We start from the raw sequence: 13,079 nt of genomic DNA on the forward strand, positions 1-13,079 counted from the left end.
CCGCGCCCCGGGCAGGCGCGCACGGCCAGTTTCCCACCGCCGAGGCGCCGGTGACCGTCCACCCCTGACTCGCCACCCCGAGAGCCGCGGCCATGGAGGCCGCGCCCTCACGCTCCCTTGTCAGACAACACGCTTCCCAACAGACAGGCGCCGCTCCCCCTCGTCCCGGGAGGGGAGCGGCGCCTTCCGTGTGCCGGCGGGTCAACTGCCGTGGTGGGCCGGGTCCTTGGCCGGCGGCCGGCTACTCGTCCAGCGGTCGGTGCGCGGTCTCCGGCAGCGCCAGATAGACGAAGAAGGACACCAGGCAGATCACCGCGACGTACCAGGGGAAGAGGTCCGGGTGGCCGGCCTGCTTGAACCACGTGCCGACGTACGGGGCGGTGCCGCCGAAGAGCGCGACGGTCAAGGAGTACGGGAAGCCGATGCCGGCGGCGCGTACCCGGGCCGGGAAGAGCTCGGCGTTCACCGCGGCGGCGATCGAGGTGTAGCCGGTGAGCAGCACCATGCCGGCGCACTGCACCAGCAGCAGGGAGACGAACGCGTCGGTGACCAGGTGGAGCAGCGGCACCGCCGACACGGCGAAGCCCAGCGCGAAGACGAGCAGCATCGGCTTGCGGCCGATGCGGTCCGAGAGCAGACCGCCGAGCGGCTGGAGCAACGCGAAGAAGGCCAGCGACAGGGTGCCGACGGTGAGCGCGTCGCCCTTGTCGAAGCCGGCGTTGACCTGCGCGTAGGTGGGGAGGTAGGTGGTCCAGGTGTAGTACGCGATGGTGCCGCCGGCGGTGATGCCGCAGATCAGGAGCGACTGGCGGGGGTAGCGGCGCAGGCCCTCGAAGAGGCCGGGACGGCCGGCCGATTGCGCGGTACCGGCTCCCGCGGCGTCGGGGTCCTGGGTCAGGGTCTCCCGGGCGCCGCGCCGGACCCACAGCCCGAGCAGACTCAGCAGGGCGCCGAGGAGGAACGCGATCCGCCAGCCCCACCGGCCCATCTGGTCCTCGGTGAGCAGCCCGGCGAGCAGCGCCCCGGTGCCGGCGGCGAGCAACTGGCCGGCGGTGGTGGAGACGTACTGGAAGCTGGCGAACAGGCCGCGCCGGCCCGGCCCGGCGGACTCCACCAGGAACGTGGTGGACGCCGCGAACTCGCCGCCCACCGACAGGCCCTGCACCAGCCGGGCGACGACCAGCACGATCGGGGCGAGGACGCCGGTGGCCGCGTAGGTGGGCGTGAGCGCGACCAGCAGGCTGCCGCCGCCCATCAGGAGGATGGTCAGGGTCAGCGCGGCGCGCCTGCCGCGACGGTCGGCGACCGCGCCCATCAGCAGCCCGCCGATCGGTCGCATGAAGAAGCCGACCGCGAACACCGCGAAGGTGGAGAGCAGCGGCACCAGGGAGTTGCCGGCGCCCTTGGGGAAGATCTGGTCGGCGAAGTAGACGGCCAGGAAGGAGTAGGCGTACCAGTCGTACCACTCGACGGCGTTGCCGATGGAGGCGGCGGCCAGTTGCCGCAGCCGCGACGGCGGACGGTCGCCGCCGGGTGCCCGGTCCTCGACTATGGGCTGTGCGCTCGACATGGTCCTCCGCTCCCGGTCCTTCTCCTCGGCCTGCCGCTGGGGCAGGATGACCCGACAGGTGATCATGTACCGGTGAGGCGGGTCGCCGCCAGGGGAAATAGGCGGTCGGGCCGCAGTCGCAAGACCGCGGAAAGGCGGTGGCAATGTTGCGGCAACGTCCGGGCGATGTCCGGTGGTCCGCCGCCCCGGCCGGCGGACCACCGGGAGGCGAGCGCGAGGAGGAGGCACCGTGCGGGTAGCACTGTTCGTCACCTGCATCAACGACACGCTCCAGCCACGGACCGGGCGGGCGGTGGTGACCCTGTTGGAGCGGCTGGGCGTCGACGTCGACTTCCCGGCCGAGCAGAGCTGCTGCGGCCAACCGCAGTTCAACACCGGCTACCGGCACGCCACCGAGCCGCTGGTGCGCCGCTTCGACCGGGCGTTCAAGGACTACGACTACGTGGTGACCCCGTCCGGCTCCTGTGCGGCGATGGTGCGGGACAACTACCCGCGGATCGCGGCCAGGGCCGCCGCGGAGGGGCGCGGCCGGGAGCTGACCGAGGCCGCGGCGCGGGCCGTGCCCAAGACGTACGAGCTGACGGAGTTCCTGGTGGACGTGTTGAAGGTGACCGACGTCGGCGCGTACTACCCGCACACCATCACCTACCACCCCACCTGCCACGGGCTGCGGGTGCTGGGGCTCGGGGACCGGCCGCGGCGACTGCTGGAGCAGGTGCGGGGGTTGACGCTGAAGGAGTTGCCGGGCGCCGAGGAGTGCTGCGGGTTCGGCGGGACGTTCGCGGTGAAGAATCCGGCGGTGTCGACCGCGATGGGCGCCGACAAGGTCCGGGCGGTGACCGGGACCGGCGCGGAGGCGGTCTGCACGGTGGACAACTCCTGTCTGCTGCACATCGGGGGCATGCTCGCCCGGCAGGGGTCGCCGGTCCGGCCGGTGCACCTCGCGGAGATCCTGGCCAGCACGGAGGCGGACACCGCGGCGGGCGGCGCGGCCGGCCGGGCCGCCGGGGCGGAAGGGGGCGCGCGATGAGCCGCAGCTTCCTCGGGATGCCGGCGTTCCCCCGGGCCGCGGCCGTCTCCACCCGCGACCCCCGGCTGCGGGCCAACCTCGCCCATGCCACCCACACCATCCGCGACAAGCGGGCCCGGGCGGTGGCCGAGCTGGACGACTGGGCGCAGCTGCGGGCCGCCGGCGCCGCGGTGAAGGACCGGACGCTGCGTCATCTCGACCACTATCTGGAGCAGTTGGAGGAGTCGGTGGCCGCCGCGGGCGGCCATGTGCACTGGGCGGCGGACGCCGACGAGGCCAACCGGATCGTCACCCGGCTGGTCCGGGAGACCGGCGAACGCGAGGTCGTCAAGGTCAAGTCGATGGCCACACAGGAGATCGGCCTCAACGAGGCGCTGGCCGAGGCGGGCATCCGGGCGTACGAGACGGACCTGGCGGAGCTGATCGTGCAGCTCGGCGACGACCTCCCGTCGCACATCCTGGTGCCGGCGATCCACCGCAACCGCGGCGAGATCCGCGACATCTTCCGTCGGGAGATGGGCAAGTGGGGGCGTCCCGCGCCGGAGGGGCTCTCCGACTCCCCCACCGAACTGGCGGAGGCCGCCCGGCTGCACCTGCGGGAGAAGTTCCTCACCGCCAAGGTGGGGATCTCCGGCGCCAACTTCATGGTCGCCGAGACCGGCACCCTGGTCGTCGTGGAGTCCGAGGGCAACGGCCGGATGTGCCTGACCCTGCCGGAGACCCTGATCTCCGTCGTCGGCATCGAGAAGACCGTGCCGACCTGGCAGGACCTGGAGGTCTTCCTGCAGTTGCTGCCCCGCTCGTCCACCGCCGAGCGGATGAACCCGTACACCACCACCTGGACCGGGACCACGGACGGCGACGGGCCGCGTGCCTTCCATCTCGTGCTGCTCGACAACGGGCGGACCGACACCCTGGCCGACGCGGTGGGCCGGCAGGCGCTGCGCTGCATCCGCTGCTCGGCGTGTCTGAACGTCTGCCCCGTCTACGAGCGGGCCGGCGGGCACGCCTACGGATCGCCCTACCCCGGCCCCATCGGCGCCATCCTCACCCCGCAACTGCGCGGCATGGCCGGCCCGTTGGAGGAGTCGTTGCCGTACGCGTCGTCGCTGTGCGGTGCGTGCTACGAGGTGTGCCCGGTGGCGATCGACATCCCGGAGGTGCTGGTGCATCTGCGGGAACGGGTGGTCGAGGGCGGCCCGGTGACGCGGCGCGGGGCCCGGGTCGTCCTCAAACCGGCCAAGGGGCATGCCGCGGAGCGGGCCGCGATGCGCGCCGCGGCCTGGGCGTTCGACCATCCGGGCGTGCTGCGCGGCGGGATGCGGCTGGCCGCCCGGACCCGGCGGCTGCATCCACGGCGGCTGCCGGGTCCGGGCCGCGCCTGGTCCGACACCCGCGCGCTGCCGACGGTGCCGGCCGAGTCGTTCCGCGACTGGTGGCGGCGCACCCGGGGCGATGCCGGGGGCAGCGAGAGGGGAGGCGTCAAGTGAGCGGCAGGGACGTGGTGTTGGCGCGGGTGCGCCGGGCGTTGGCCGACGTGCCGCGCGGCGAGGGGCCGCACGATCCGCCGGTCCCCCGGGACTACCGCCGGGTGCACGGCTCCCGGACGGTCGAGGAGACCGTGGAGCTGCTGGCGGAGAACCTCGCGGACTACCGGGCCGTGGTGCACCGCTGCGCGCCCGCCGGGCTGCCGGCGCTGATCGCCCGGCTGCTGGCGGCGCGCGGGGCGCGGACCGTGGTGGTGCCGGCCGGGCTGGACCCGCGGTGGCTGTCCGCGGCGGAGGTCGCCGCGCGCCCGGACCGGGCCACGGACACCGCGCGGGACCTGGCCGCGGTGGACAGCGTGCTGACGGGGTGCGCGCTGGCCGTCGCGGAGACCGGCACGCTGGTGCTGGACGCCGGCCCGGATCAGGGGCGGCGCCGGATCACCCTCGTCCCGGACCACCACATCTGTGTGGTGCGGGTCCCGGATCAGGTCGTCGGGTCGGTCCCCGAGGCGCTGCCGCGGCTGGCCCCGGAGCGCCCGTTGACGTGGATCTCCGGGCCGTCGGCCACCAGCGACATCGAGCTCGACCGGGTAGAGGGGGTGCACGGCCCGCGGACGCTGGAGGTGGTGCTGATGGCGGCGGACGGCGAGGGGTGAGCCGGGGCCGGCCGCCGGGGCGCTGCCGCACCGCCGGGCCGCGCGGAGGGTGACCCTGTCGGTGGTACGCACCCGATGCGTACCACCGACAGGTGTCTGGGTGCCCCGCGCGCCGGGCGGAAGACTCCTGGTCGTCGCGATCGAGCAGAGGACCGAGAGGCAGACGGCAACCATGAGCAACAACGACAACTCCCCTATCTGGCAGGCCGGTTGGGCCACCGCGGTGCAGCGGCCCAGCGTGGGGTTCCACAAGAACTGGGCCGAGGAGGGCTTCACGGACCAGACCCTGCGGCAGACCGTGCGGGTCACCGGCGCGGGGACCCGGGCCCGGATCAAGCTCTCCAACCGGTACGGCACCGCGCCGCTGGAGGTGTCCGGCGCGAGCATCGCCCGGTCCGGCGACGGCGCGGCGGTGGCGGCCGGTTCGGTCCGGCGGCTGACGTTCGGCGGGTCGGAGTCGGTGCGGATCCCGGCCGGCACGGAGGTCTACAGCGACCCGGCGGAGGTGACCGTGGCGGCGCTGGAATCGCTCACCGTGTCGCTGTACTTCGCCGGGCCGAGCGGGCCGGCGACGTTCCACGCACAGGCGTGGGCCACCGCGTACCGGGCCGCGGGCGCCCAGTTGGGCGAGGTGGATCCGGCGGTCTTCGGGGAGACCACGGTGTCGTGGTACTACCTGGCCGCGGTGGAGCTGGCGGACGGAGGTCCGGTGCGGCGGGACACCGTGGTGCTGTTCGGTGACTCGATCACCGACGGCTTCGGGTCGACCGTCGACGCCGACCGGCGCTACTCGGACGCGCTGGCCGAGCGGCTGGCCGCCGAGGGCCGTCCGCTGCGGGTCCTCAACCTGGGTATCGGCGGCAATCTGCTGCTGAACGACTCGGAGTGGTTCGGCGAGCGGGCCGGGGCAAGGTTCGATCGCGATGCGCTGGCGCAGCCGGGCGTGCGCTCGGTGGTCGTGCTGGTCGGCCTGAACGACATCGGGTTCAGCGAGGTCGACCTGCCGACGTACAAGCCCGCCCCGGACAACGCTCCGGAGCAACTCATCGCGGGCTACCGGGAGTTGATCGAGCGGGCGCATGCGGCGGCGGTGCGGGTCATCGGGGCGACGATCCTGCCGTTCAAGGGGTCGGAGTACCACACCCCGGCCGCGGAGGCGAAGCGTCGGGCGGTCAACGAGTGGATCCGGACGGGCGGCGCGTTCGACGCGGTGGTCGACTTCGCGGCGGTGATGGCGGATCCGGCCGACCCGGACGCGCTGCTGCCCGCCTACGACTGCGGGGACTTCAAGCACCCGAGCGACGAGGGGTACCGGGTGATGGCGCGGGCGCTCGATCCGGCCGCGCTCTGACCACCGTCCGGCTCCCCGCCGTCGCTCCCCCGGGTCGCCCCGGCCGCGCCGCGGGACGCCCCGGGGGCGGTCACACCAGGATCCCGGGGGCGCGGCCGTCGTCCGCGGGGTCGGCCGCGTCGTCGTCCGCGGTCTCCCGGTCGGTGTCGCGGCGGACCAGGGCGGCGTAGCGGCCGTCGGCGGCCAGCAGTTCGTCGTGGGTGCCGCGTTCGGCGATCCGGCCGCCGTCCAGGACGACGATCTGGTCGGCGTCCCGGACCGTGGAGAGGCGGTGCGCGATGGTGAGGGTGGTGCGGCCCGCGGACAGCGCGTCGACGGCCCGTTGGACGGCGTGTTCGGTGCGGGTGTCCAGGGCGCTGGTGGCCTCGTCGAGGACGAGCACCGGCGGGTCGCGCAGGATGGTCCGCGCGATGGCCAGGCGCTGCTTCTCGCCGCCGGAGAAGCGGTAGCCGCGCTCGCCGACGACGGTGTCGTAGCCGTCGGGGAGGGCCGCGATGTGGTCGTGGATCTGGGCGGTCCGGGCGGCGCGCTCGATCTCCTCGTCGGTGGCGTCGGGCTTGGCGAAGCGGAGGTTCTCGGCGACCGAGGCGTGGAAGAGGTAGGTCTCCTGGGAGACCACGCCGACCGCGCGGGCGAGGGTGTCGAAGCCGAGGTCGCGGACGTCGGTGCCGTCGAGGGTGACCCGGCCGTCGGTGACGTCGTACAGGCGCGGGACGAGGTAGCTCAGGGTGGTCTTGCCGCTGCCGGTCGGGCCGACGACGGCGAGGCTGCTGCCGGCCGGGACGGTCAGGTCGATGCCGTCGAGGGTGGGGGCGGCGTCCGGGTCGTAGCCGAAGGAGACGTTCGCGAAGCGGATCTCGCCGCGCGGGGCGGGGAGGTGCACGGGTTCGGCGGGCTCGGCGATGGCGACCGGCAGGTCGAGGTACTCGAAGATGCGCTGGAAGAGCGCGAGCGAGGTCTGCATCTGGACGCCGGTGGCCAGCAGGGAGACGGTGGGGCGCAACAGGCTCTGCTGGAGGGTGACGAAGGCGACCAGGGTGCCGAGGGAGAAGACCGGGCCGCCGAGCTGCAGGACCAGGCCGGCCGCCCAGTAGATGAGCGCGGGCATGGCGGCCATGACGATGCCGATGGTGGCCATCCGCCAGCGGCCGGCCATGTTGGCGCGCACCTCCAGATCGACCAGGCGCTCGGACTCGCCGGCGAAGCTCTTGGTGAGCGAGTCGGCGCGGCCCATGGTGCGGCCGAGCAGCACGCCGCTGACCGAGAGGGACTCGGTGACCATCGCGGACATGGTCGCCATCTGCTTCTGCCGCTTGGCGGTGATCTTCTTGCGTTCGTTGCCGACCCGGCGGCTGATCCAGACGAAGAGCGGGAGCAGCAGCAGCGAGACGACGGTCAGCCGCCAGTCGAGGGCGATCATGGCGACGACGGTGGCGGTGACCGAGGTCAGGTTGGAGACCAGGGACGTCGCGGTGGAGGTGACGGTGGCCTGCATCCCGCCGATGTCGTTGGCGATCCGGGACTGGACCTCGCCGGTGCGGGTCCGGGTGAAGAAGGCCAGCGGCATCCGCTGGAGCTTGGCGTAGACGGCGGTGCGCAGGTCGTGCATGACGCGCTGGCCGACGGTGGTGGAGATCAGGGTCTGCAGGACGCCGAAGACGCTGGTGGTGACCGCGGTGGCGATCATGCCGAGGGCGAGCAGGGTCAGCAGGCCGGTGCGCCGGCCGGGTATGGCGACGTCGAGGATCTCGCGAAGGAGGAACGGGGAGGCCACCGAGACCAGGGAGGAGGCGGCGACGAGCAGGCCGACCAGGGTCAGCCGGCCGCGGTAGGGGCGGAACAGCGCGAGGATCCGCCGCAGCTGGACCGGGGCGTCCGGGTCCTTGGGGGGCGGGGTCCAGTTCGGCTCTTCGGGACGCATGGGCTCCTCACGAGAGCGGGAGGGCGGGAACGCAGGGGGCGGGAACCAGGAGGGCGGGAGGAGGAAACTTTGCCGAGCCTAGCTCATTGTTACCTATACTCACAATGAATCTTGTCCTGTATCCTGGGGCCATGCCCTCCCCCGAGCCGTCGATCAGCGTCAACGAGGCCAACGTGGCCGAGCAGCTGGTGCGGCTGACCCGCCGGATGCAGCGCGCCCAGAAGCGACACATGGCCCACCTGGACGTCCCCTTCACCCCCGCGCAGTCCCGCGTGCTGCGGATCGTCGGCCACTGCCGCGACACCCCGCCCCGGATGGCCGACCTGGCCGAGCGGCTGGAGGTGGTCCCCCGGGCGGTGACGACGCTGGTGGACGCGCTGGAGGCGAACGGCACGGTGCGCCGGGTGCCCGATCCGACCAACCGCCGGGTGGTGCGGATCGAGCTGACCGACACCGGCCGGTCCGCGCTCCGGGCGTTGCGCGGCGCGCGCCGGGCCGCCGCGGAGGAGATCCTGGCTCCGCTGACCGTCGAACAGCGCGAGGTGCTCGGCGGTCTGCTCGCCACCCTCGTCGACGGACCGGGTGAACCGCACTGACCTGACGCACTGGCCTGCCGCGCCACCTGACGCGCAGTCAACCGGAGGTGACCGTGCCCCTGCTGGAGCCCACACCCGAGGCCCTGCGGCCCCGCACCACCCGGCCCGCACCGGACCGGGTGCCCGAGCGGCTGGCGGCCGGCACCCCCGAGCCGCTGCGCGGCGACCTGATCGCGCTGCTCGGCCCGGACAAGGTGCGGCACACGGTCTCCGACCTGGTGCGCTACGCCTCCGACGCCAGCCCGTACCGCTTCCTCCCGCAGGTCGTGGTGGTCGCCGAGACCACCGAGGACATCGCCGCGGTGTTCGCCTATGCCCGCGCCCACGGCCGCCATGTGGTCTTCCGGGCCGCCGGGACGTCCCTCAACGGCCAGGCGCAGGGCGAGGACATCCTCGTCGACGTGCGCCGCCACTGGGCCGGGATCGAGGTGCTGGACGACGGCGCCCGGGCCCGGATCCGGCCCGGCACCACCGTCCTGCGGGCCAACGTCACGCTCGCCCGGTACGGCCGGCTGCTGGGCCCCGACCCGGCCAGCGCCATCGCCTGCACCGTGGGCGGGGTGGTCGCCAACAACGCCTCCGGGATGACCGCCGGCACCACCCGCAACTCCTACCGGACGCTGGACTCGCTGACCTTCGTGCTGCCGTCCGGCACCGTCGTCGACACCGCGCGCCCGGACGCCGACGCCCGGTTGGCGCGTGCCGAACCGGTGCTCTGCACCGAACTGCTGGCCCTCAAGGCGGAGATCGAGGCGGACCCGGAGCTGGTCGCCCGGATCCGCGCCAAGTACACGATCAAGAACACCAACGGCTACCGCCTGGACGCCTTCCTCGACGGGCGGACGCCGGTGGACATCCTGCGCGGGCTGCTGGTCGGCTCCGAGGGGACCCTCGGCTTCATCGCCGAGACGGTCTTCACGACCCTGCCGCTGGACCGGCACACCTCCAGCGCGCTGCTCTTCTTCCCCTCCCTCGCCGCCGCGGCCGCCGCCGTCCCGCGCTTCACCGAGGCGGGCGCCCGGGCCGTGGAGCTGATGGACGGCAACACCCTGCGCGCGTCGGTGCGGGTGTCCGGGGTGCCCGCCGACTGGGCGGAGCTGCCCAAGGAGACCGCCGCGCTGCTGGTGGAGTTCCGGGCGCCGGACGAGGCGGCGCAGCGGGCGTACGAGGAGGCGGCGGCGCGGGCGCTGGACGGGCTGGAGCTGGTCGCCCCGGTGCCGTCGGTCGCCAACGCCTTCACCCGGGACGCGGCCGTGATCGGCGGCTACTGGAAGGCCCGCAAGGCGTTCGTCACCGCGGTCGGCGGCTCCCGCCCGTCCGGTACGACCCTGATCACCGAGGACTTCGCGGTCCCGCCGGTCCGGCTCGCCGACGCCTGCACGGCGCTGCTGGAACTCCAGGACCGGCACGGCTTCGACGCCGCGGTCGCCGGCCACGCCGCCCACGGCAACCTGCACTTCCTGCTCGCCTTCGACGCCGCCGACCCCGACGACGTGGCCCGCTACGCCGCCTTCATGGACGACTTCTGCCGGCTGACCGTCGCGCGGTTCGACGGCTCGCTCAAGGCCGAGCACGCCACCGGCCGGAACATCGCGCCGTTCCTGGAGCTGGAATGGGGGCCGCGGGCCACGGAGTTGATGTGGCGGATCAAGGAGACGGTGGACCCCGGGGGCATCCTCGCCCCGCGGATCCTCCTCGACCGCGACCCGCGGGCGCATCTGCGCGGGCTGAAGACGATCCCCCGGGTCGAGGCGGTCGCCGACCCGTGCATCGAGTGCGGCTTCTGCGAACCGACCTGCCCCAGCGAGGACCTGACCACCACCCCCCGCCAGCGGATCGTGCTGCGCCGCGAGATGCACCGCCAACCGCCCCGCTCCGCGGTCAGCGACGCACTGCTGGACGCCTACGGCTACGACGCGGTGGACACCTGCGCCGGCGACTCCACCTGCAAGCTGGCCTGCCCGGTCGGCATCGACACCGGCGCGCTGATGAGGGACTTCCGGCACCGGCGGCACTCCCCGCGCGAGGAGTGGATCGCCGAGCGGACCGCCCGGCACTTCGCGGCGGTCGAGCGGGCCGCCCGGCTGGCGGTGGCCGCCGCCGGGCGGCTGGACGACCGGTGGCTGACGACGGTGACCGGCGCGGCCCGCAGGGCCGTCCGCCCCGACCTGGTGCCGGAGTGGCTGCCGCGGCTCCCCGGCGCCGCGGCCCGCCGGCTGCCCCGGACGCGCCGGACCGACGCGACCGCGGTGTACTACCCGGCCTGCGTCAACCGGATCTTCGGCGGACCCGCCGACCACCGCGGGCCGTCCCTCCCCGAGGCGGTGGTGGCGCTCGCCCGGCGGGCCGGCCGCCCGGTGTGGATCCCGCCGGACGTCACCGGCACCTGCTGCGCCACCATCTGGCACTCCAAGGGCTACGAGCGGGGCAACCGCCTGATGGCCAACCGCGTCGTCGAGGCGGCCTGGGGCTGGACGGCCGGCGGACAGCTGCCGCTGCTGGTGGACGCGTCCTCCTGCGCCCTGGGCCTGGCCCACGAGGTCGAGCCGCACCTCACCCCGTTCAACCGCTCGCTGCACGCCGAACTGACCGTCGTGGACTCGGTCGTCTGGGCCGCGGACCTCCTCCCCGACCTGGCGGTCCACCGCACCCTCGGCTCCGCCGTCCTCCACCCCACCTGCGCCATGCAGCACCTGGGCGACGAGGGGGAGTTGCGGCGGGTCGCCGAGGCGTGCGCCCGCGAGGTGGTGGTCCCCGACGACGCGGGCTGCTGCGCCTTCGCCGGCGATCGCGGCCTGCTGCACCGGGAGTTGACCGAGTCCGCCACGGCGAAGGAGGCGGCCGAGGTCACCGCCCGCCACTTCGACGCGCACCTCTCGGCCAACCGCATGTGCGAGATCGGCATGGACCACGCCACAGACGGCCGGGGGTACCGCTCGGCCCTCCTCGCCCTGGAGTGGGCCACACGACCGGGCACCTCCGACCCGGCCGGCGGGTGAGGACGCGCGGGCGTCAGCGGGCCAGGCGCAGGGCCACGGCGCCGTGCGCGGGCACGGTGAGCTGCGCCTGCCCGTCGCCGCCCACGGTCACCGTGTGCCCGTCGCACGCCGACGGGTCCGCCGCGACCACATCGCAGTACGTCCCGGCCGGCAACGACGTCGCGAACGTCCGGTTCACCGCCCCGTCCCCGGCGTTGAGGGCGACGAACCCCGCCGAGCCCCGCCCGAAGGCGATCGCGTTGCCCCCGTTGTCCCACCAGTTGGTCAGCCCCGCCGAGCCCACCGCGTTGCGGAAGCCCACCATGCCGGTGATCTCCCGTTTGGCGTGCTCGTCGGTCCAGCCGGAGCTTCCGGAGGCGGGCGGGCCGGCGTCCTTGTCGGACCACTGGTAGCCGGAGTAGACGTTCGGCGAGCCGTACGGCGAGGCGAGCATGAAGACGTTGGCGAGGGTGTACGCGGCGCCGTCCTTGTACGTCAGGGTCGAACCGTTGCGCTCGGTGTCCCAGTTGTCGACGAACGTACGGGCCCGGTCGCTGCCGAGCTTGCCGTCGGCGACGGACTTCAGCTGGGCGAGGTTGCCGCTCTGGAAGGCGCTCTTGAGGTGGGTGCCGTAGCGGAACTCGTCGACGTCGCCGGTGCCGGTGTACTCGTCGGGCTGGACGGCCTCGCCGGCGCCGTAGACGACCTCCTGCACCCAGTACCCCGGGTCCTTCATCTTGCCCTTGATGGCGGCGAGGTCGGCGGCGGCGATGTGCTTGGCGGCATCGATCCGGAAGCCGTCCACGCCCAGTGACCGCAGGTCGTCGAGGTACTTGGCGAGGGTGGTGCGGACGTAGTCGCTGCCGGTGTCGAGGTCCGCGAGGCCGACCAGTTCGCAGTTCTGGACGTCGTCGCGGTTGGTGTAGTCGGAGATGTTCCGGCGGCAGCCGTGGAAGTCCCAGTCCTGGTAGGAGCCGGGGTAGTTGTACTTGGTGTACTGGGTTCCGCCGGTGCCGGTGCCGGATCCGGCCGCCATGTGGTTGATGACCGCGTCGGCGATGACCTTGACGCCGGCGGCGTGACAGGTGCCGACCATCGAGGCGAACGCGGCGCGGTCGCCCAGCCGGCCGGCGATCTTGTAGCTGACCGGCTGGTACGAGGTCCACCACTGGTCGCCCTGGATGTGCTCGGAGGCGGGCGAGACCTCGACGTAGCCGTAGCCGGCCGGGCCGAGTTGGTCGGTGCAGGCCCGGGCGACGTCGGCGTACTTCCACTCGAAGAGGGTGGCGGTGACGGTCCGGTCGCCGGGTGGGGTGGCCTGCGAGGGCCAGGGGGCGAGGGCGGCCAGGCCCGCCGCGGCCAGTGCGCCGGTCAACGTTCTGCCCAGCGTCCGGGAGCGGTGCCCGCCGCGCGGCTCCTTCGGCACGGCGCGGTTGCGCCTCCTGCGTCGCTGCATGGTGAAGGCTCCTTCGTCATGGGGCACGGGGACC

The 13,079-nt window shown here is 73.6% G+C and carries 9 protein-coding genes; 6 read left to right on the forward strand and 3 right to left on the reverse strand.

Annotated elements, in window-relative coordinates; all coding sequences use genetic code 11:
• Positions 1-241 precede the first annotated feature (241 nt).
• Positions 242-1,570, reverse strand: coding sequence for an MFS transporter (locus JNO44_RS39435; protein WP_205371338.1), 1,329 nt, complete (start codon positions 1,568-1,570; stop codon positions 242-244).
• Between the two features lie 229 nt (positions 1,571-1,799).
• Between JNO44_RS39435 and JNO44_RS39440 the strand changes: the two genes are divergently transcribed.
• The 4 genes from JNO44_RS39440 to JNO44_RS39455 all read left to right on the forward strand — a co-directional run bounded on the left by JNO44_RS39440 (position 1,800) and on the right by JNO44_RS39455 (position 6,094).
• Complete coding sequence (locus tag JNO44_RS39440; RefSeq protein WP_205368784.1) at positions 1,800-2,600, forward strand: (Fe-S)-binding protein; 801 nt, start codon at positions 1,800-1,802, stop codon at positions 2,598-2,600.
• A complete protein-coding gene (locus JNO44_RS39445) occupies positions 2,597-4,090 on the forward strand; it encodes a lactate utilization protein B (protein WP_205368785.1) in 1,494 nt (497 codons plus the stop codon). Before JNO44_RS39440 ends, JNO44_RS39445 begins: the two co-directional genes overlap by 4 nt.
• On the forward strand, positions 4,087-4,743 hold the full coding sequence (locus JNO44_RS39450) for a LutC/YkgG family protein (RefSeq protein ID WP_205368786.1): 657 nt from the start codon (positions 4,087-4,089) through the stop codon (positions 4,741-4,743). Before JNO44_RS39445 ends, JNO44_RS39450 begins: the two co-directional genes overlap by 4 nt.
• A 172-nt stretch (positions 4,744-4,915) precedes the next feature.
• On the forward strand, positions 4,916-6,094 hold the full coding sequence (locus JNO44_RS39455) for an SGNH/GDSL hydrolase family protein (RefSeq protein WP_205368787.1): 1,179 nt from the start codon (positions 4,916-4,918) through the stop codon (positions 6,092-6,094).
• Between the two features lie 70 nt (positions 6,095-6,164).
• Here the strand turns inward: JNO44_RS39455 and JNO44_RS39460 are convergent, their stop codons facing one another.
• Positions 6,165-8,015: an ABC transporter ATP-binding protein gene (locus tag JNO44_RS39460; RefSeq protein ID WP_205368788.1), complete on the reverse strand. Its 1,851-nt coding sequence runs from the start codon at positions 8,013-8,015 to the stop codon at positions 6,165-6,167.
• A 131-nt stretch (positions 8,016-8,146) separates the two neighbouring features.
• Here JNO44_RS39460 and JNO44_RS39465 point away from each other — a divergent pair, with 131 nt between their 5' ends.
• Together JNO44_RS39465 and JNO44_RS39470 are read left to right on the forward strand one after the other, a co-directional pair.
• Positions 8,147-8,611 (forward strand): MarR family winged helix-turn-helix transcriptional regulator, encoded by a 465-nt coding sequence (locus JNO44_RS39465; protein ID WP_067344868.1) that lies wholly within the window; start codon positions 8,147-8,149, stop codon positions 8,609-8,611.
• Positions 8,612-8,664: 53 nt separating this feature from the next.
• Positions 8,665-11,610 (forward strand): FAD-binding and (Fe-S)-binding domain-containing protein, encoded by a 2,946-nt coding sequence (locus JNO44_RS39470; protein WP_205371340.1) that lies wholly within the window; start codon positions 8,665-8,667, stop codon positions 11,608-11,610.
• A 13-nt stretch (positions 11,611-11,623) separates the two neighbouring features.
• Here JNO44_RS39470 and JNO44_RS39475 read toward each other — a convergent pair whose 3' ends face one another.
• Positions 11,624-13,045, reverse strand: coding sequence for an alpha-amylase (locus JNO44_RS39475; RefSeq protein WP_205368789.1), 1,422 nt, complete (start codon positions 13,043-13,045; stop codon positions 11,624-11,626).
• Positions 13,046-13,079 lie beyond the last annotated feature (34 nt).

This window comes from Streptomyces noursei (genome assembly GCF_016917755.1).
In the GTDB taxonomy this organism is placed as follows: Bacteria; Actinomycetota; Actinomycetes; order Streptomycetales; family Streptomycetaceae; genus Streptomyces; species Streptomyces yunnanensis.